We start from the raw sequence: 19,996 nt of genomic DNA, 5'->3' as shown, positions 1-19,996 counted from the left end.
CCTTCTGCCGAACGTAACTGTATACAATTTGCGGCATCCTTGACAACGCTTTTAACGGAAAGCGAGGTATAAATGCATCATCGAAGGAAAAGCGGCATCCTCCTCCACCCCACATCTCTCCCCGGTCCGGGAGGGATCGGCTCCCTTGGCCGGGAGTGCCGGCATTTCATCGATTTCCTCGAGGCGGCCGGCCAGAGCCTCTGGCAGGTTCTACCCCTGGGCCCGGCTGCCTATGGCAATTCACCCTACTCGTGCTACTCTGCCTTTGCCGGCAATCCCCTCCTCATCGACCTGGAAGCCCTCGTGGACGAAGGTGATCTGGATGACTCTGTCCCGATGCCTGTTTTCGCGGCGGACCACGTTGATTTTACCCTTGTGGAGAATTACAAGATTCCCCTGCTGAAGGCCGCGGCTACCCGTTTCTACGCCCATGGTGACCTTGAGCGCAAGCAGGAATACTGGCATTTTTGCGACACTACCCCCTGGCTCCATGACTACGCCCTTTTCATGGCCCTCAAAGACCACTTTGGCGGGAAAAGCTGGACGGCATGGCCGAAGGAGATTGCCCGGCGGGAGCCCGGCGCCCTGGAAAAGTTCTCGGTTAAACTTGGGGGGACTATCGGCGAACAGAAATATGCCCAGTGGCAGTTTTACCGCCAGTGGCGCCACATCAGGGAATATGCCAATGGCAAGGGCATCGGAATTGTCGGTGACATTCCGATATTTGTGGCGTTTGATTCGGCCGATGTCTGGGGGGTACCGCACCTTTTCAAGCTGGATGAGAAGGGAAAGCCGACGGTGGTTGCCGGTGTCCCACCCGATTACTTCAGCAAGACCGGCCAGCGTTGGGGCAATCCCCTTTACAACTGGGACGCCATGGCTGGTGAAGGTTATCACTGGTGGATCGAGCGGTTCCGCCACTGCTTCGACCTCTGTGACATGGTGCGTATCGACCATTTCCGGGGATTCGAAGCATGTTGGGAAGTGCCGGCCAGGGAGAAGACCGCTGTCCGGGGCGAATGGGTGAAAGGGCCCGGTGCCCACCTGTTCGATGCGGTAATCGGCGCTTTGGGACAAATCCCCATCATTGCCGAGGATTTGGGGGTAATTACCCCCGAAGTTGAGGCGTTGAGGGATCGCTACCGTTTCCCCGGAATGAAAATCCTCCAGTTCGCTTTCGATTCCGGGGCGGTAAATCCCTACCTCCCCCATAACTATACTCCTGAATGCGTGACCTATACCGGTACCCATGACAACGATACCACCGTCGGCTGGTTCGAATCCGTTTCTCCCCAGCACCGGAATGCGGTCCTTGCCTACACGGGAACCTCGGGAGAGGAAATACATTGGGAACTGGTCAGGCTCGGGCTTGCATCGGTAGCTGCACTGGCAATTTTCCCCCTGCAGGATATCCTCGGACTTGACAACTCCGCCCGCATGAACCTTCCCGGGACCCCCAGCGGCAACTGGTCGTGGCGTTTTTCCTCCGGTGCGATTACGGAAACCCATATCGAACGGCTTCTTGAATTGACATCGCTCTTCGGGAGGAAATGAGAAGGGGAGCAAGGAGCATTCTCATGAATATACTTGACCGCGCCGCTGGCAATCACTTAAATTGTATTCTTGAGTGAAATAACGATAACCGGTGGATTGCTGTAATTATCCACCAGAAAATGAGGCCCCATGTCCGACACTGTTAGAGGCTTTGACACCCGTGCCCTCCATGCCGGTCAGGAACCGGATCCTGCAACCCTTTCCAGGGCGGTTCCCATTTACCAGACGGCTTCATACTCTTTCAAGAGCTCCGATCATGCCGCCAATCTCTTCGGGCTCAAGGAGTTCGGCAACATCTACACCCGTCTCATGAACCCCACTAACGATGTGCTTGAAAAGCGTCTTGCCGAGCTCGACGGAGGAGTCGGCGCCTTGGCCCTGGCCTCGGGGCAGGCGGCCATAACCTGTGCGGTGCTGAACATCGCCCAAGCCGGCCAGAACATCATCTCAACCAGCTATCTCTATGGCGGCACCTATAACCTGTTTCACTATACCCTCCCCAAGCTGGGTATTACCGTGAAGTTTGTGGACACCGCCGATCCGGAAAACATCCGCAGGGCCATTGATGCGAATACCCGTCTGGTCTACACGGAGTCGGTGGGGAACCCCAAGAACAATGTTGATGACTTCGAGGCCATCGCCCGCGTCGCCCATGAAGCCGGAATACCGTTTGTCGTGGACAACACCGTGACCACCCCCTACCTTTTCAGGCCCCTGGAGCATGGTGCCGACATTGTGGTTTACTCTCTCACGAAGTTTATCTGCGGTCACGGAACCAGCATCGGCGGAGCTGTCGTAGATGGAGGAACCTTTCCCTGGAACAACGGCCGGTTCCCTGAAATGACCGAGCCCGATCCCTCCTACCATGGGCTCCGCTATTGGGATGCTCTCGGGAATCTTGCCTACATCCTGAAGATGCGTATTACGCTTTTACGCGATATGGGCGCCTGCCTTTCCCCCTTTAACGCATTCCTTTTCCTTCAGGGGCTGGAAACTCTCCCCTTGCGGATGGCCCGTCATGTTGAGAACGCCCGGGCGGTGGCCCAGTGGCTGGATAAGCATCCTCTCGTTAGCTGGGTGAACTATCCCGGCCTTCCCAACCACGAAAATTACGAGAACGCCCGTAAATACCTGCCCAAGGGGGAAGGCGCCATTATCGGCTTCGGTATCAAGGGGGGGCTAGAGTCGGGAAAACGGTTCATAGACAGCGTCAAGCTGCTGTCTCATCTGGCGAACATCGGCGATGCCAAGTCGCTGGTGATTCACCCCGCGTCCACTACCCACCAGCAGCTATCCGGGGAAGAGCAGCTGGCCAGTGGCGTTACCCCGGACTTCATCCGCCTTTCCATCGGCATTGAGAATGTGGAGGATATCATTGCCGATATAGAACAGGCGCTTGCGGCGTCGCAGGGATAATGGTTCCGGCAACCCGTCGAGGGGACGGCCGGACCGGCGTCGGAGAAGGGCGATCCGCAATGGGTCGCCTTTTCTTTTTGCACATGTTGATGGACAGCGGTATACCGGAAACATGAACTTTTTGGCCCACCTCCACCTGTCGGGCGAAGATCCCGATATCATTGCCGGCAACATGATGGGTGACTTCGTCAAGGGGCGGCTCGAAGGGCGGTTTCCTCCCCGCATTACCCTCGGCCTGAAGCTCCATCGCCGGATCGATTCCTTTACCGGCAGACATCCTGCCTTCCATGCCAGTCGGCAGAGGATAGATCCCCATTTCGGCCTCTATCGCGCGGTGATGGTGGACCTGTTCTACGATCATTTCCTTGCTGCCCATTGGGAGCGCTTCTCGACAGAGCCTCTCGCAGATTTCATCGCCCGCTCCGAAGCCGTGGTGCGGAGTCGTGCCGCTCATCTGCCGGAACGGCTGGAGCGGGTTGTCCCTGCCATTTTTGGTGAGTGGATTCCCTCCTATGCAGATCCGGATGCTATCGGGCGGGTCCTTGCGCGGATGGCGGCGCGGGTAGGGAGGGCGAACCCTCTTGCCGCTGGGGGGCGAGAGCTGTTACGCAGTTACGACGGTTTGCAGGGTGATTTCTTCAGATTCTACCCGGATATCATGGCACATGCGCGAATGTTCGTGAGCGAGGGAACTGCGGAGTAGAGAGGTGGCAGAAAAGGGGCAAACCCGCCATGGCAGCGGATGCCCCTTTTTCGTGGCGATGTAATTTGTGAAGCGGTGGTGAATAGGGTTATTTCTCTTCGCCGGGCCAGTTGTTCATGCAGTAAGGGCACTTCTCGTTATTGTGGGGGATGGTGTCGCGCAGTTGCTCCTGCTCACGCTTAGCGTTGCATCTTTTCGACACGGGAAAGGTGTGGACGGTCTTTTCTTTCACGAAGTAGAGCATGTTGATATCCTCCTCTGCGGGAAATATTTGATGCCGTTAACGGCCTGCCAAATATAAACTCTTGTTGTTCCCACTGTCAACCAGGAGTCCCCTCGGGCCAGGGATGACAATAAAAAATCCCCGGAAATGCTTCCAGGGATCTGAAAGATGCGGTGCTTCGTCGAGGCACTTTATTCCTATCAGTCGGTGAAAAGCTCACGGACCTTGCCGACACGCTCTTTGCGGGACCGTGGCGGCTGGTGGCCGATCCCTTTCCCCTTTTTCAAGAGGTTTTACGCTCCTGGCAGATGGAATTTCACAGCGTCTTGCGCGTTGCTTCACGAAGCACTCCGGTTGTCAAAGATCAGTTCTTTTGTATATAGTATAATATTTCTGGTCTTGGCTGTCAAAAAGCCTGCCCCGTAAACGCCCGTCCGTAGCCGGTTCCTGACCTCCAAAATTCTTTGTTATTTTTGCTGCCGGCGAGGCTTCTTGCGTCTGAAGCCACTCCGGGTTAGGATGGACGCTACCATTCATTATCGTGAGGTTATTCAATGTCAACTCCCGAGCGCCGCTCGATTCTCTGCCCCAACTGCAACAAGCTCATCAGCCGCGACGAGCCTTCCTGCCCGTGGTGCGGCACGGCACGCCCCGGTTCGTGGTTGAAGAACAATCCCTTGACCCGGAGCGTGGGGAGCGCCGATCGGCTTGTCACCATAATCATTACGGTTAATGTGGTTATGTATGTGGTGTCGCTGCTGATCAGCAACCGCCCTCAGGGGAGCGGTGGGCTCTTCTCCGCCCTTTCCCCCGACCAGAGCAGCCTTTTTGTCCTCGGGGCCACCGGTGTCGTTCCCATCGACCGCTACGGGCGATTCTGGACGCTGCTCACCGCCAACTATCTCCACGGTGGAGTTCTCCACATACTCTTCAATATGATGGCCCTGCGCCAGCTTCTGCCGCTGGTGGCCCAGGAGTACGGCACATGGCGGATGCTTACCATTTACACCCTTGGCGGCGTTGCCGGCTACGTGCTGTCGTACTTCGCGGGGGTCGGCTATACCATTGGGGCTTCGGCGGCCCTTTGTGGGCTCATCGGGTCGCTTCTCTATTACGGAAAGAGCAGGGGGGGCCTTTACGGGCAGGCGGTTTTCAAGGAAGTATGGGGATGGGTAGTGGGGCTTTTCCTGTTTGGTCTTGTCGTGCCGGGGATCAATAACTGGGGCCATGGCGGCGGCGTCGTGGGGGGGATTATTCTGGGGTTCCTCCTCGGCTATCGGGAGCGCCGAGCCGAGAACCTGTTTCACAAGTTCCTGGCCTTGGGGTGCATTCTGGCGTCTGTCGCCGCGCTTGCCCTGGGGCTTCTGTCTGCGTTTTTCACACTGTCAGGTGGACATTTTCATTGAGTGGGCGAGACTGCCGCCATCCACCGGCGGCGTGTCACCCTGACATCCATTGCCGGGAACCGAGAAACTCTTCCAGCTCCCGGCGGCCGGTGCCGAAGTCTTCAAGGGATACGGCGGCGTCCTCGGTCCACTCCCTCGTTTTGTAGTAAAGCTTGTCGTAATAGTGCCGGATGAGCCCCTCCATGAAGGGATTCATTTCCCACCGCTCCAGAAATCCCAAGATTTCCTCGTACTTTTCACCCCCCAGTTTTTTGCGGATACGCTCCAGCGCCTCTGCCATTCCCTGGCGGTATTCGGGGAGCCCGTATTCCTCGATGAGGCGATCCACCCGTGTTGCCACCGAGGCGTTACACCACACTTTCACGCTCTCCCGCATGACCTCGTAAAGATTGCCCGGCAGGTTGATTCTCCCTATCCGCTTGCTTTCCCCCTCCAGGAGGATCGGCCTGTCTGCCGGCAATTTCCTGAATACATCCCAAAGAAGGGTTTCAAACCGTTTCTGGGTGAGTTCCTGGCAAAGGCCCAGGGAACCGAAGGCCGAGCCCCGGTGGCAGGCGAGCCCTTCCAGGTCGATGACCGAGTGCCCCGCTTCGGAGAGCTGAAGGAGGAAGGTGGTCTTCCCGACTCCGGTCATGCCGTGGAGCACCACCAGGGGGGCGGGGGGGTGAAACGGCTCGAAGTACTCCGTTACCATGTTGCGAAACGCCTTGTATCCCCCCAAAAGCTGGACGGCGTCAAAACCGGTCAGGTCGAGAATCGTGGTTATGGTCTTGCTGCGGAGTCCTCCGCGCCAGCAGTAAACGAGAATGGGGCGGCCCTCAGCGGCTGCGGCGATTTCCTCCACCATGGCAGGGAAACGGTGAGCGGTCAGTTCAAGCCCGCGGCGTCTTGCCTCCATGGGGCCGGTCCGCTTGTAGAGGGTGCCGATCTCAACCCGCTCCTCGTTGGTGAGCAGCGGTACGTTGATGGCGCCGGGGATATGGTCCTCCTCGAATTCGAGGGGGGTTCGGGCATCGACTATAAGATGGGTGTCGAGAAGTGATTCATGGAATGAAACGGTTCTGGTCACTGAAATCTCCTTGCAAAGCATGCCATTATACCGGCGAAGGGTCTGCTTTGGCAAGGGCGCGGTTCCGGGCATGACTTCCTGAAACGTGCGCGACAGGCCGCTTCCTCAAGATTTTATCGATTTTTCGTTCGGGGTCTCCCGGGCAAAAAGCAGCGAGGGGAGCCATCAGCAACGTGGCTTTCCCGCCGGGAAGTGCGATGTCTGCCGTTGTTAGAGGGGGGCCTCCCCATTTCCCGTGCCGATCTCGTAACCGAGCCGGGCGCTGGGGGGCTCTGGTTCATTCATCCAAAGCAGAAAAACCGGCTGCTGTTCTCGGGTGTGCAGAGGGGCGAAAAGGGCGGGAAACGTAGATTATTCCTTGATTTAGTGCGGGTTAACATGCTATAAGATGCTGATTTTTGTCTGCCGAAAAAATTTCAATAAAACTGAAGGAGGATATGAATGGCACCTTACTCCGCAGATTTCGAAAAGGCCCTGCAAGTGGGCCGTCCCCCTACCATCCGGCAGCTGTTTCCCAACTCCAAAGCCCTCATCGTGAGCGGCAAGGTGGTGGACCGGGCTATGCTCGCCAAGGGGAAAGCCATTGCCATGGCCGCAAACGGCCGCAACTACTTTGTGATCCGGGGCGCCCTCATGGCGGCTCAACGGGCGAATTGCCCGGTTATCATCGAAATAGCCAAGTCGGAAGGGGGCCAGAAAGCCTACTGTGCGGTCAACTACTGGAATATGGCCCGCATTGTGGACGCACTCTGCAACGAACTCGGCATCACCGTGCCGGTTGCCATTCATGCCGATCACTATGGCATCAAGAACGACAAGGACCTCGCCGCCGCCAAGGTGGAGATCCCCACCATGTTCGAGGCGGGGATTACCTCCATCGCCATTGATGCCTCCCATCTCCCCGATGACCAGAACCTGCTGGCCAACCTGGACATAAATTCTTACATCCCGGCGTGGGCAGGGCTTGAGACCGAAGTGGGCGAGATCAAGGGGAACCAGGGCCTCTCCACGGTGGACGAGGCGAAGTTCCTGATCCAGGGGCTCAATGCCCACGAGATCTATCCCGACTGGATCGCCCTCAACAACGGCACCACCCACGGCCTGGAGGCATCCGCAGCCGGTATCCAGGTGGAACTCACCGCAGGCATCCACAAGGCATTGGAACCCTACAAGGTGAACGGCGCCCAGCACGGCACCTCCGGCAACAGTTCCGAGCGGCTGCGCGAGATCGCCAACCAGACCGCCACCACCAAGGCCAACGTGGCCACCGCCCTCCAGATGATCTCCTGGGGCCTTGAGGTGAACGACTACGGCAACGCCCAGCTGGATGCCGACGGCAATTTCATCAAGGTGAAGGGCGAGGGGATGACCGAGGAACTCTGGGCCGAGATAGTGGCCTACGCCGAGTCGAAGGGGTGGAAGAAGGGGGACTACAAGAACCTGAACCTTCCCTTCGAGAACAAGCTCCTGGCCCAGCCCAAGGAGATTCGCGACCGGATGGCGAAGCGGGTCGAGGACTTTGCCTACAAGATGATGACCGAAGTCTTCAATGCCAAAGACACGGCTCCCCTGGCCATCGAGGCTATCCTCAAGGCCGGTTCCTACAATGTGGGCCCGAAGGGGAGTCTCATCGAGGACCCGGCCCACTGGACGAAGGAGCAGATCATCGAGCGGGCAAAGACGATTGCCGGTGACAAGGGACCCGAAGGGAATTTTGACGACTAGGCATGGAACGATAGAGAGTGGGAATTGGGGGCGAAAGCCCCCTTTTCTTTTGGGAGGCAGGGAAATGGGTCAGGAACGGCCCGAGAGTTTGAGCATCCCGGCAAGTGCGCCGCTGGCGAAGGCGATGCACCAGAGTGTATAGATGGTGAGGCTTACCCGGTGAAAGGTACGGTTGATGCTTTCGGCCCGACTCATGAGGGAGGCTGCCAATGCCAGCAGGAAGTGGAACGCCATCCCTGCCAACGACAGGATGCCGGTAAGATTGTGCCACTCGGGGGCCTTGCCGTAGGCCCTGGCGTAGAGGCTCATCTGGTGTGTGCCCAGGTAGTCGAAGAGGAGTCCGATGCCGAACACGATGAGGTGCTTGCGGTGGAGCCCCTCCCGCCTGCCGCTGAAGACCGCGTAGGTGTAGAAGGCGAGGGCAAGGCTCATGGAGATGATCCCTTGGGCCAGCATGTCAGGAGTCCCTCTCGTCGGCACCAGGTTCCGGATCTTCAAGTCGGCCTGTCTGCCGCAGCGCCTCATAGAGAACTATTCCTGCCGCCGTGGAGAGGTTGAGGCTCCGCACCTTCCCGAAGATGGGTATGCGCACGGTGTTCTCCCAGTTGGCCCGGATCAGCTCCTCCGGCAGCCCTACCGTTTCTTTACCGAAAACGATGAAGTCTCCGTTGCGGAACTCCGCTTTAACATGGGGGCGCGCCGCTTTCTTGCTCGTGTAGATGAAACGTCCGTCCGGATAGGCCCGTTTGAGGGCGTCCAGATTATCCCAGTAGTGGATATCCACTTCGCTCCAGTAGTCGAGCCCCGCACGCTTCAGTTGACGGTCGTCGGTGGAAAAACCGAGCTTTCCCACAAGGTGGAGCACGGTGCCTGTGGCGCCGCAGAGGCGGGCGATATTTCCGGTGTTGGGCGGGATTTCCGGCTCGATCAGGACTATGTGAAATGGTATGTTTTGAGGCATGTGATTCCCTTGGGGCAGTTCCTTGTATACGCGGGGCAGTGGTTGCCGGTCTTGCATTTTGCGGTTGACGGGTCTATTATTAGCGCTTCTTTGCGGCCTCGCAAAGTACTTTCTGCCCGTCAGGATTATCACGGACATCCGCACCATATTTCATTGAAAAGGGAGCAGCAATGAAAATCATCGTTACCGACGAGGTGGCTCAGGAAGGGTTGGCACTTCTTGCTCAAGACCCACGCGTGGAGATAGAGGTCAAACTTGGCCTCAAGAGGGAGGAGTTGCTGGCGCTCATCGGCGACTACGACGCCATCATCACCCGCAGCGGCACCACCGTGGACAAGGAACTGCTCGATGCGGGCTCGAAGCTTAGAATCATAGCCCGTGCCGGAGTCGGCATAGATAACGTGGATGTGGACTATGCAAGTTCCCGCGGCGTTATAGTGGTGAACGCTCCTTTCGGCAACACCAACAGCGCGGCAGAACATGCCATGGCGCTGCTCCTCTCTTTCTGCCGCAACGTGACCAAAGCAAACTCAAGCCTCAAGAGCGGTGAGTGGAAACGCGCTCCCTTTACCGGCTATGAGCTCAAGGGTAAGACCGCCGGCGTCATCGGCCTCGGCAAGGTTGGGGGACGGGTGGCCACCAGGCTCAAGGCTTTCGAATGCGAAGTCCTTGCCTGCGACCCCTACATCGCCGTGAAACGTGCCCATGATCTGGGGGTAAAACTCGTTTCCCACGACGAGATCTATCAGAACTGCGACATTATCACTGTTCACACTCCCCTGAACGATGAAACCCGCCACATGATAGGCGAGCGCGAGCTGGCCATGATGAAGGATGGGGTTATCCTCGTGAATGCTGCCCGGGGTGGGATCATCGAAGAGGAAGCGCTCCTGAAGTATCTGGAATCGGGTAAAATCACCGGCGCCGCCGTTGACGTCTTCAGCAAAGAACCGCCCAACACCGACGTGTTGAAAAATCTCATCGGCCATGATCGCGTGGTGGTTACCCCTCACCTTGGCGCCAACACCTTTGAAGCCCAGGTTAACGTGGCAGTGGACGTTTCCAAGGAAATTCTCAACTACCTGGACGATCTCCCCCTGGAAAACGCCGTGAACATCCCGCGTTTCGACCTGGCTCTCATGGACCAGATGCGGCCGTTCCTGAACCTCATAAGTGTCATGAGCGATCTGGTCATACAGCTTGCGGACGCCAACATCGATACCGTGACCTTCTCCTACGCCGGCAACATTGCGCACTATGACTGCACCCCCCTGAGCGTCTGCGGTCTCTCATCGATTCTCAACCGCAAGGTGGAGCAGGATGTGAATATGGTGAACGCAACGCTCATCGCCGACCAGATGGGAATCACCGTGGAAGAGAACAAGTCGACCCAGTCCCCTTCGTTCTCCAATATGATAACCCTCACCATCGAGGGAAAAGGGGAGAGACGGAGCGTGGCGGGAACCCTCTTCGAGGGGGCTCCCCGCATCGTGAAGCTGCGCGACTACCAGGTGGACTTCGCACCCTCCGAGCATATGCTCATACTTACCTATAGCGATCGCCCCGGCATGATAGGGAAAATCGGTACGATCATGGGGGGCCACGATATAAACATCGCTTCCATGAATCTGGGTCGCCGGGAGAAGCGTGGTGAGGCGATGGTTATCCTTTCCCTTGATTCCGCGGTACCTCCCGTGGTTCTTGAGGAGGTTCGCAAAGCTACGGATGCCGCGTTCATCAAGCCGATTTACATGCCGGGTGCCAAGTCCGACCGTGAGTGAGAATACGACTTTGATTTTGCAGTGAGGAATTTGCTGTGTTTATGGGGCCGGTCTCGTTGGGAGGCCGGCCTTTCGCGTCTCGAAGGAGGGAATATGGTGAAATGCATCGGGTTGGCTGCGGTATCGCTTCTGGCTGGACTGCTGCTCGTCCCGGTTGGGGGGCGCGCCGCGTCGGCGGATGCCCCCGGCCGTTTCGACACTGTGGCTGAGTACGGCAGGGTCACTCGGGTGTGGGATGGGGATACGGTGGTAATCACGCCTGTGGGCAAGCGGAAAGGGTATAATTGCCGATTGTACGGCATTGATGCCCCTGAAACCCGGAAGAAAGAGATTCCTGGGCAGCCGTATGGAATGGCGGCGGCTGCAGCGCTGCGCAAACTTGTGTTGAGTCGGGAAGTGGTGGTGGAACTGACCGGAGAGCAGAGCTACCGCCGGAAGGTCGGCATAATCCTGCTCGAAGGGGTGGATCTGAATCGCGAGATGGTTCGAAGAGGTTATGCCTGGGCCTATGTCCGGCATTTGCGCGGTCCCTACGCCTCGGCCTATCTTGAGGCGGAGAAGGAAGCCAGGCAGGAGCGCCGTGGATTGTGGCGGGACCGGAATCCGTTGCCCCCCTGGGAATTCCGCAGTCAACTCCGGGTTAACGGCAAATGATGCTTCAACGCAAAGAGCCCCGAATCAATCGGGGCTCTTTGCGTTTTATCGGCCGAAGCGGATCATGCGTGGAGTTGTCTTCCTTTGCACCGTCTAAGCCGGTCATGGGCTTTGCGGAGAATTTCCTCGGTCGTATTCCAGTCAATGCACTTGTCAGTGGTGGAAACGCCATAGCGAAGCTGCGACAGGTCCTTGGGGATGGCCTGGTTCCCCTCTTCGATAAAACTCTCGATCATGACACCGGAGATGGAGCGGTTGCCCGCCTCGATCTGGTCAATGACGCTGTCAAGCACTTCGGGTTGCTTCTCGTGGCGCTTTTCAGAGTTCCCATGGCTGCAGTCCACCATGATTGTCGGGAAGAGCCCGCCCTTTTCCATCATTTCTTCTGTCCTGGCGATATCTTCAGGGGAGTAATTGGGTTTTTTCCCGCCTCTCAGTACAATATGCAGGTCCGGGTTGCCGGTGGTCTGGATGATGGAGGTTTTTCCGTCCCGGTTGATTCCGAGGAAACAGTGGGAGTGGAGCGCAGCATTCATGGCGTCGATGGCGATCTGGAGATTGCCGTCGGTACCGTTTTTGAAACCGATGGGGAATGACAGGCCGCTTGCCATTTCCCGATGCGATTGGCTTTCAGTGGTCCGTGCCCCGATTGCCCCCCAGGAGATGTAGTCTGCCAGGTATTCAGGCGTGATGGTGTCGAGCATCTCGCAGGCCACCGGCAGAAGCATGTTGCTGACTTCATCCAGAAGCCTGCGTGCGATGCCGAGCCCCTTGGATATCTGGTGGGTGTGATTCATGTCGGGGTCATTGATGAGCCCTTTCCAGCCGATGGTGGTGCGGGGTTTTTCAAAATAGACCCGCATGACGATGAAGAGCTGGTCGGAGAGCTCGGCGGCAAGCCGCGCAAGGCGTCCCGCGTAATCCAGCGCGGCCTTCGGGTCGTGAATCGAACAGGGGCCGACCACAACCATAAGGCGGTTGTCTTTTCCCTTAAGAATATTCTTTATTTGGGCCCTGCTTGCGTTAACGAATTCGGCGGTTTCCAGCGACTGGGGGAAAACCTGGCGCAGGTCGGCGGGGGCGATGATCGGCGTTATGCTGGTAATTTTAAGGTTGCTTGTCTTTGACATTGTCGGAATTGTCCTTTAATTTCATGGGTATTGCTTAACTAAGCCACTTTAGCGCGTTCACTCGCAATTGTCAAAAGGTATGTATTCACTCTTCTGCGCCTAAGGACGGTCATCTGCCCGCATTTTGCTGAAGTTCATCAATACCGCACCAGCCCGGACCATTTCTTCAATTGCTTTTGCAGAATCGCCGGGGTTGAGGTCTACGCCCCTTACCGCATCTTCGAGCAGTATCATTTCCAGCCCGTGCCGCACCCCGTCCAGCACCGACGCCTTGACACAGTAGTCGGTCGCCAGGCCTCCGACGTAGAGTTTTCTTACCGCCATTGCTTCGAGTTGGGCAGGGAAAGGCATTCCGCTTTCCGTAGCTGCCTGGAATGCCGAATAGTCATCCCGGTTCGGATCTAGTCCCTTGGAGATGACGATGGTTTCTTCGGGGAGTGCCAGGTCCCGGTGGAACCGGGCCCCCTCGCTCCCCTGAACGCAGTGCGCCGGCCAGATGCCGCCGAAATCACGGAAGTGGGATGTTATGGCCGGATGCCAGTCGCGGGAGGCAAATACGGGGAGTTTCCACTCCCTGAAAAGTTCGATGTAGCGGTTGAGCACCGGTACGACCCGATCGCCTTCACGGACAGGAAGGCTACCGCCGGGACAAAAATCGTTCTGGACATCGATTATCAGGAGGGCCGATGCTGTCTTCATCAATTTCCTCCAGGCTGAAGTTTCCTGTATCCCTGCTGGACCTCGTCCATGAGCCGCAATCGCAAATTGTTCAAGCCACTGCTGATGGAAACCTTGTACTTGTGGGGATTGATGAAGCGCAGGCATCCCTGCGGAAGACGGGATAGCTGCTCACTGCTCCGGTCGGCCATATCGTCGAGGGATGGCTGGTGAGCTGACGTTCGCGCCCCGCCTTCCATTACAACGCTGCGGACCTCCTCGAAACGGGCATTCAGGGGGATTGTTACGGATTGCAGGGGATTGAGCGGATCGAACACCGTGTCGCCGGGAGAAATAACTTCGTCGTGGAGGCAGATTACGTCCAGGACGAATGAACCGTCGGGGCTCACTGCCCTTAGGAGTCGCTTGCGGTCGGGGAGGGTCGCCTTCGCGATGTCGCTGGTCACTTTCAGCTTCGGCCGGTCGCCGATGCGGACAAGTTTATAGACACCCCCCAAGGCGCCTCCGCCGTCGCCGGCACATGTGGCCAGCCGGGTACCCACGCCATAGATATCGACCCGGCTTCCCTCCCCGCGCATCGATTCGATGACGAATTCGTCAAGCTCGTTGGAGGCGACGATCTTAGCGCTGGGGAAGCCCGCTTCGTCGAACATCCGGCGCGCCTCCCGGGAGAGGTAGGCCAGGTCTCCCGAATCGATCCTGACCCCGGCAAGCTCGTACCCCTTGGCGCGCAATTCCCGGGCAACGGTGATGGCGTTCGGAATCCCGCTCTTGAGGGTGTCGTAGGTGTCCACGAGGAGAATGCAGGTGTCTGGGAATACCTCGGCATAGGCACGGAAAGCGGCAAGCTCGTCGGGGAAGGCCATGATCCAGCTGTGGGCGTGGGTCCCCTTTACCGGAATGCCGAAGAGTTTGCCTGCCAGTACGTTGCTCGTGCTTTTTACCCCGCCCACGTAGGCGGCGCGTGCTTCACTTACTCCCCCGTCAGGCCCCTGGGCGCGGCGCAGTCCGAATTCGAGCACCGTCCCGCCTGCCGCAGCATTGACGATCCGGGCCGCTTTCGTGGCAACGAGGGTCTGGAAATTGATTATGTTCAGCAGTGCCGTTTCCACCAGCTGGGCTTGGGCGAGGGGGGCTTCAACAGTCACCAGGGGCTCGTTGGCAAAAACCACCGTCCCCTCCGGCGCAGCAGTCACCTTTCCCCGGAAGCGGAATGAGCGGAGAAAGTCGATGAAGCGGGGGCGGAACATCCCCAGCCCCTGCAGATATTCAAGTTCGTCTTCGGTGAAATTGATGCTTTCGAGAAAGGAGAGAGCGGTTTCAAGGCCGGCAAAGACGGCGTAGCCCCCCTGGAACGGGTTATGGCGGAAAAAGAGATCGAATACCGCCGGCTCCTCGGCCATCCCTTCTTCCAGGTAGCCCGCCAGCATGGTTAATTGATATAGGTCGGTTAGAAGCGGCGAATAGCGCATGGCATATCTCCTGTCTTGGGATGGAGATGAAGTATAGCACAATCTTGCCCGGCGTTAACCGTAACAGAGGGGGGCGGATGCGCGAAAGGCGGGATAGCTCCCGCCTTTCGTTACTGGTCTGTTGATTTCCCCGCGACTACTTGCGGATATTGTAGAAGACATCCTTGCCGCGGAAGATGGCGGTGGTGTCAAGCTCGTCTTCGATGCGCAAAAGCTGGTTGTACTTGGCGACCCGGTCGGTGCGGCAGAGGGAGCCGGTTTTGATTTGTCCGGCGTTCACTGCCACCGAGAGATCGGCCAGGGTGGTGTCCTCGGTCTCTCCCGAGCGGTGGGAGATTACGCAGGTGTAGCCGGCCCGCTTGGCCATTTCGATGGCATCGAGGGTCTCGGTGAGGGAGCCGATCTGGTTCAGCTTGATCAGGATGGAGTTGGCGATCCCTTTCTGAATGCCCTCCTTCAGGATCCGCGGGTTGGTGACGAAGAGGTCGTCGCCGACAATCTGGATCCGCTTGCCCAGCCGGTCGGTCATGAGCTTCCAGCCGTCCCAGTCGTTTTCGGCCATGCCGTCCTCGATGGAGATGATCGGAAACTTGTTTACCAGGTTCTCGTAGAAATCAACCATCTGGGCTGAGGTCTTCTTGGGTTCCGCCTCGTTTTCCAGGGTGTAGACACCGTCCTGGAAGAGTTCGGATGATGCAACGTCCAGAGCCAGGAGCACTTCCTCGCCCGGCTTGTAGCCGGCCTTCTGGATTGCCTCCATGATGACTTCCAGCGCTTCTTCGTTGGATTTCAGGTTCGGAGCGAAGCCTCCTTCGTCACCAACGGCGGTATTGTAGCCTTTGCCCTTCAGGACCCCCTTCAGGGCGTGGAAGATTTCGGCGCCCATGCGCAGTGCTTCGGCGAAGGATTTGGCGCCGGCCGGCATGATCATGAATTCCTGGATATCCACGTTGTTATCGGCGTGGGCGCCGCCGTTCAGGATGTTCATCATCGGGAGCGGGAGCTCTTTGGAGTTGCACCCGCCGATGTACTGATAGAGGGGGAGCCCGAGCTCTTCGGCGGCAGCTTTTGCTACAGCCAGGGAGACGCCGAGGATTGCATTGGCTCCCAGGTTGCTCTTGTACTCGGTGCCGTCCAGATCCAGCATTCTCTGGTCAATCCCGATCTGGTCGGTGGATTCCATGCCGATAATCTGCTCGGCGATGATGTTGTTGACGTTGTCGACCGCTTTGAGGACTCCTTTGCCCAGGTAGCGGGACTTGTCTCCGTCGCGCAGTTCCAGGGCCTCCCGCTCGCCGGTTGACGCGCCGGAAGGCACCGCAGCTCTTCCCATGACACCGGACTCAAGAAATACTTCAACCTCCAGGGTCGGGTTCCCGCGGGAATCAAGTATCTCTCGCGCGTAGACATCAGTAATTTCGCTCATTCTGGCCCCCTTGCAAAGAATGTATGGTGAAGGTCTTCCGACCTCGGACAAAACATTGAAGGTATATCAGATGCTGTATTGGAAGGGAACATTTTTAATCTGATGCTCCTGGTGATTTGCCTTTCATGCGTTAAGTGCTTGTCATCGGAGTTGACATGTGCACAAGCAGGACGATATAGTATTAATCTCTGAACTCTTGAATTTTTCATGCAACTGTCACGGCACCTTTGTGCCCAACAGGTACTATACAGAAATCGTCATGCCCTCCCAAAGCGGAAATACCGGCCAGGATATACGTGGTTCTCTTCCGCATTCACTCGGAAGAATCTTAGACAATTTTCTCAGCCGTTTCTCGGATCCCCGCCATGAACTGAGGAACCGGCGAATACTGCTGCTTCTCACCGCCTTTTTCCTCACACTTCTGATCCTGCCCCGCCAGGAATTCCTTTCAGTCAAGTACAAGCAAGGTGATATAGCAACTGCTGATATACGGGCAACCCAGGATTATCTTCTTGAGGACAGCCTGCTGACGGATAAAAAGCGCCTCGAAGCCAAGGCCGCCGTTCCTTACGTGTATAGCGTTGCCCAGGAGGAGGCCGGCGAACTGGTGGGGCGCATTGAACAGGCCCTTGCCCTGCTCCGACAGGCGGCAATCGCCACGCCTTCGCAGGATAACGCGGGGCTGGACGAGTCGCTGAAAAGTCTTTTCGGCTTCAGTTTCTCCCCTGAGGAGAAAGCGGCGCTCATGCGGCTTGCGGCTGATGATGCCTTGATGGATCAGGTGCGGGGGGTGGCGCAGACAATCTATTCCAATAAAATAGTTGTCGATAAGCGGACTTTTGCCGCCGATATGGCCCATGGTATCGTCCTTGTTGATGTCCGCACCGGCGAGTCGATGGGGCAGATGGATTACACGGTTTCTCCCATTGAAATGACCGAGGCGGTACAGCTTGTCAAAAAGGCGAAAATTGTCGCCCCCGGGCTTTCCCCCCGCGAGATCGGCACCTTGCTGGAACTGGTGGCGAAAGGAGTCCGCCCGAATTTAGCCTTCAGCAAGGTACTGACCGAGCAGGCCCAGGCCAAGGCTTCGGAAGCCGTCCGTCCAGTCCTCCTGCAAGTAAAACAGGGGGAGATGATTGTTCGGGTCGGAGAGCGGGTCACCGCCGAGCAGGTCCAGAAGCTTGAAATGATTTCCGCTGCCCGCGGAGACATCAACAAGTTTTTTGTCGGAATCGGCCTGTTTGGCCTCGTGTTGGTAATCCTCTATTTCCCTTACCGCTTTGCCCGTAAAAACATCCGGAAATTCAACCCGGTCACCAAGGACATCATTCTCATATCCCTGGTGACGACCGGGATATTTTTCCTGCTGAAAATAGCCTTGACGATTTCATCGACTTTGGGCACGCCATTTCCCATTATCGATGTTCGCGATTACTTCTACCTCTTTCCGTTTGCTGTCGGGCCGATGCTGATCCGGATCATCCTCAACTCAGAGGTGGCGATGGTCTATACGGCGATGACGGCACCGCTTATCGGCATCATGTTCAACAACAGCCTCTTCGTGGTGGTTTACGCCCTGCTGGGAGGTATTGTCGGAGCCCACGGCGTTCGACACTGCAAGGACCGCAGCCGGATATACACTGCCGGTCTGAAGGTGAGCGTGGTGAACTTTGCCATGGCGCTGGCCTTCCAGACCATGAGCGACAGTTTCCTTTCTCTTCAGACCATCTGGTGTGCCATATTCGCGCTTGTGGGAGGGCTTGTCTGCTCGGCAGTGGTTACCGGCATCATACCGCTTGTCGAAACCGTTTTTCACTATGTGACCGATATCAAGCTTCTGGAACTTTCCAATCTCAATTCGCCGATTCTGAGGGAACTCATGGTCCGGGCGCCCGGCACTTACCATCATAGCGTTCTCGTGGGGAACCTGGTGGAGGCGGCGGCTGAAACGATTAACGCAAATCCCCTCCTTGCAAGAGTTGCAGCCTACTATCACGATATCGGGAAGGTGAGCAAACCCCAGTATTTCATCGAAAATACCGGTGGGGGCGACAATCGCCACGATAAGCTCGCCCCAAGCATGAGCGCACTTATCCTCATCTCCCATGTGAAGGAAGGGGTTGAACTGGCCAGGGACCACCGGGTGGGGCGCCCCATCGTCGATATCATCCAGCAGTCTCACGGCACAGCCCTCATGAGCTTCTTTTACCAGAAGGCGAAGACCCAGGCCGGTGAAGGGCAGGTCATCCACGAGCGGGATTTCCGCTATCCCGGGCCCAAGCCCCAGTCGAGGGAGGCGGGGCTCGTCATGCTGGCCGATTGCGTTGAGGCTGCCTGTCGCACCCTTGTGAACCCAACGCCTGACCGGATTCAGGGGCTGGTGCAGAAGATCATCAACAATATCTTCATAGATGGCCAGCTTGACGAATGCGAGTTGACCCTGAAAAACCTTCACGAAATAGCCAAAAGCTTCAACCGGATTCTGGCCGGCATCTACCATCACCGTATCGACTACCCTGAGCCTGCCTACAAGGAAAAAGAGAAACTCCCCGGAGGTAAGAAACCCATTGAAGGTAACAATATCGAATCGGCAGAGGCGGAACCCGATCGGGACGCCAAACCTAAGAAAAGTGGCGGAGAGGATATTAAGCGCCTTGGGATATCCCGATAGCGAGCTTTCCGTGGTAATTACCGGAGACCGCGGCATCAGGCGCGTCAATCGGGACTACCTTGACAAGGACCGGCCCACTAACGTTATCTCCTTTGCCATGAACGAGGGGGAATTTGGGGGGATAAATCCGGGAATGCTGGGCGACGTGATCATCTCCGCCGATACGGCTGCCCGCGAGGCGGAGGAGGGGGGGATACCCTTCTGGTCACGGCTTTGTTTCCTTATGCTGCACGGAATTCTCCATATCGTCGGTTACGACCACGAGCGTAGCGGTGAGGCTGAGGCCCGGCGCATGGAGGCGAAGGAGCGGGAAATCTTCGCGCTTCTGGAGAGGGAAGGGCTTGTCTAGCACCCGAAAAGACGGTGGAGATGGGGAGGGCAAGCGCGAAGGCGTTGCCATGGCACCCAATGGCGACCCCTTGAAGCCGTCTCGATTTATCGATTCCGTCAACTGCGCCATCGAGGGGATTTTCTGGGCCACGCGCACCCAGAAGCATATGCGTTCGCACTTTCTCTCGGCGCTGGTACTGCTTTTCGCCGTGCTTTTCCTGCGGGTGTCGGCACTTGAGTTCACTCTCCTGGCGGTGTCCGTCTCCTTCGTGCTCTTTGCCGAACTGATGAATACGGCGGTAGAGGCGGTTGTGGACATGGTTTCGCCTGAGTATCATCCCCTGGCCAAGGTGGCCAAGGATGTGGCTGCCGGCGCAGTGCTCGTGGCAACTATTGGCGCTGCGGTCATGGGTTATCTGATCCTGTCCCATTACATTTTTCCCATTTACAAGGAGGCGCTCGCCATGATAGGTACCCCGTCGGAGATGGGGGCGGTGGTGGCCTTGCTGGCGGTTGTGATCGTCGTGGTGATCCTCAAGTCGCTTTCCGGCCGGGGGACCCCGCTTCAGGGGGGGCTCCCCAGCGGCCACGCGGCGGTGGCCTTTTCCATTGCCACTCTGGTAACTTTGAATACCCAGGATCCGCTCATCTCGATACTGACCATAACTCTCGCCGTAATGGTTAGCCACTCGCGGCTTTTGCTCAGCATTCACACCATACGCGAGGTTGTTTTCGGCGCGGTTACCGGATCGGCAATCACCCTGGTGGTGCTGCTGCTGTTCCGGTTTGTGTAAATC

General features: G+C 57.3%; 18 protein-coding genes. 10 read left to right on the top strand and 8 right to left on the bottom strand.

Features of this window, described 5'->3' with window-relative positions:
• Positions 1-72 precede the first annotated feature (72 nt).
• The 3 genes from malQ to JZM60_RS16050 all read left to right on the top strand — a co-directional run bounded on the left by malQ (position 73) and on the right by JZM60_RS16050 (position 3,673).
• Positions 73-1,554, top strand: a complete 1,482-nt coding sequence (malQ, locus tag JZM60_RS16060) for a 4-alpha-glucanotransferase (protein WP_207163400.1) — start codon at positions 73-75, stop codon at positions 1,552-1,554.
• Between the two features lie 129 nt (positions 1,555-1,683).
• Positions 1,684-2,970: a homocysteine synthase gene (locus JZM60_RS16055; protein ID WP_207163399.1), complete on the top strand. Its 1,287-nt coding sequence runs from the start codon at positions 1,684-1,686 to the stop codon at positions 2,968-2,970.
• A 112-nt stretch (positions 2,971-3,082) separates the two neighbouring features.
• Positions 3,083-3,673 carry an acyl carrier protein phosphodiesterase gene (locus JZM60_RS16050; protein ID WP_207163398.1) on the top strand — a complete coding sequence of 197 codons (591 nt, stop codon included), beginning with the start codon at positions 3,083-3,085 and terminating at the stop codon, positions 3,671-3,673.
• Between the two features lie 88 nt (positions 3,674-3,761).
• On the opposite strand, the gene JZM60_RS16045 is transcribed toward JZM60_RS16050, so the two are convergent.
• Positions 3,762-3,917: a hypothetical protein gene (locus JZM60_RS16045; protein ID WP_207163397.1), complete on the bottom strand. Its 156-nt coding sequence runs from the start codon at positions 3,915-3,917 to the stop codon at positions 3,762-3,764.
• 533 nt (positions 3,918-4,450) lie between these two features.
• Here JZM60_RS16045 and JZM60_RS16040 point away from each other — a divergent pair.
• Positions 4,451-5,302: a rhomboid family intramembrane serine protease gene (locus JZM60_RS16040; protein ID WP_207163396.1), complete on the top strand. Its 852-nt coding sequence runs from the start codon at positions 4,451-4,453 to the stop codon at positions 5,300-5,302.
• Between the two features lie 34 nt (positions 5,303-5,336).
• Here JZM60_RS16040 and mnmH read toward each other — a convergent pair whose 3' ends face one another.
• Positions 5,337-6,371 (bottom strand): tRNA 2-selenouridine(34) synthase MnmH, encoded by a 1,035-nt coding sequence (gene mnmH / locus JZM60_RS16035; protein ID WP_207163395.1) that lies wholly within the window; start codon positions 6,369-6,371, stop codon positions 5,337-5,339.
• 441 nt (positions 6,372-6,812) lie between these two features.
• Here mnmH and JZM60_RS16030 point away from each other — a divergent pair, with 441 nt between their 5' ends.
• The gene (locus JZM60_RS16030; protein WP_207163394.1) at positions 6,813-8,096 is read left to right on the top strand and encodes a class II fructose-bisphosphate aldolase; all 1,284 of its coding nucleotides are present in this window, start codon (positions 6,813-6,815) and stop codon (positions 8,094-8,096) included.
• A gap of 69 nt (positions 8,097-8,165) precedes the next feature.
• Here JZM60_RS16030 and JZM60_RS16025 read toward each other — a convergent pair whose 3' ends face one another.
• Complete coding sequence (locus JZM60_RS16025; RefSeq protein WP_207165641.1) at positions 8,166-8,552, bottom strand: HsmA family protein; 387 nt, start codon at positions 8,550-8,552, stop codon at positions 8,166-8,168.
• A 1-nt stretch (position 8,553) separates the two neighbouring features.
• Positions 8,554-9,057, bottom strand: a complete 504-nt coding sequence (locus JZM60_RS16020; RefSeq protein ID WP_207163393.1) for a tRNA (cytidine(34)-2'-O)-methyltransferase — start codon at positions 9,055-9,057, stop codon at positions 8,554-8,556.
• Between the two features lie 170 nt (positions 9,058-9,227).
• Between JZM60_RS16020 and serA the strand changes: the two genes are divergently transcribed.
• Both serA and JZM60_RS16010 read left to right on the top strand, forming a co-directional pair.
• Positions 9,228-10,838 carry a phosphoglycerate dehydrogenase gene (gene serA / locus JZM60_RS16015; protein ID WP_207163392.1) on the top strand — a complete coding sequence of 537 codons (1,611 nt, stop codon included), beginning with the start codon at positions 9,228-9,230 and terminating at the stop codon, positions 10,836-10,838.
• Between the two features lie 93 nt (positions 10,839-10,931).
• Complete coding sequence (locus JZM60_RS16010; protein ID WP_207163391.1) at positions 10,932-11,492, top strand: thermonuclease family protein; 561 nt, start codon at positions 10,932-10,934, stop codon at positions 11,490-11,492.
• Between the two features lie 62 nt (positions 11,493-11,554).
• Here the strand turns inward: JZM60_RS16010 and JZM60_RS16005 are convergent, their stop codons facing one another.
• The 4 genes from JZM60_RS16005 to eno all read right to left on the bottom strand — a co-directional run bounded on the left by JZM60_RS16005 (position 11,555) and on the right by eno (position 16,198).
• Positions 11,555-12,622, bottom strand: coding sequence for a 3-deoxy-7-phosphoheptulonate synthase (locus JZM60_RS16005; RefSeq protein WP_207163390.1), 1,068 nt, complete (start codon positions 12,620-12,622; stop codon positions 11,555-11,557).
• Positions 12,623-12,721: 99 nt separating this feature from the next.
• Positions 12,722-13,321, bottom strand: coding sequence for a nicotinamidase (locus tag JZM60_RS16000; protein ID WP_207163389.1), 600 nt, complete (start codon positions 13,319-13,321; stop codon positions 12,722-12,724).
• Positions 13,321-14,772 carry a nicotinate phosphoribosyltransferase gene (locus tag JZM60_RS15995; RefSeq protein WP_207163388.1) on the bottom strand — a complete coding sequence of 484 codons (1,452 nt, stop codon included), beginning with the start codon at positions 14,770-14,772 and terminating at the stop codon, positions 13,321-13,323. Before JZM60_RS15995 ends, JZM60_RS16000 begins: the two co-directional genes overlap by 1 nt.
• A gap of 136 nt (positions 14,773-14,908) precedes the next feature.
• A complete protein-coding gene (eno, locus tag JZM60_RS15990) occupies positions 14,909-16,198 on the bottom strand; it encodes a phosphopyruvate hydratase (RefSeq protein WP_207163387.1) in 1,290 nt (429 codons plus the stop codon).
• 259 nt (positions 16,199-16,457) lie between these two features.
• Here eno and JZM60_RS15985 point away from each other — a divergent pair, with 259 nt between their 5' ends.
• The 3 genes from JZM60_RS15985 to JZM60_RS15975 are packed head-to-tail and all read left to right on the top strand — an operon-like array spanning position 16,458 to position 19,993.
• Positions 16,458-18,869: an HD family phosphohydrolase gene (locus JZM60_RS15985; protein WP_207163386.1), complete on the top strand. Its 2,412-nt coding sequence runs from the start codon at positions 16,458-16,460 to the stop codon at positions 18,867-18,869.
• On the top strand, positions 18,766-19,218 hold the full coding sequence (gene ybeY / locus JZM60_RS15980) for an rRNA maturation RNase YbeY (protein WP_207163385.1): 453 nt from the start codon (positions 18,766-18,768) through the stop codon (positions 19,216-19,218). Before JZM60_RS15985 ends, ybeY begins: the two co-directional genes overlap by 104 nt.
• Positions 19,211-19,993, top strand: a complete 783-nt coding sequence (locus JZM60_RS15975; protein WP_277603759.1) for a diacylglycerol kinase — start codon at positions 19,211-19,213, stop codon at positions 19,991-19,993. The genes ybeY and JZM60_RS15975 overlap by 8 nt, the downstream gene beginning before the upstream one ends.
• Positions 19,994-19,996 lie beyond the last annotated feature (3 nt).

Origin of the sequence: Geobacter benzoatilyticus (genome assembly GCF_017338855.1) — a bacterium.
Taxonomy (GTDB): Bacteria; Desulfobacterota; Desulfuromonadia; order Geobacterales; family Geobacteraceae; genus Geobacter; species Geobacter benzoatilyticus.
Note: the sequence above shows the minus strand (reverse complement) of the source record. Positions and strands in the feature narration are given on the sequence as shown.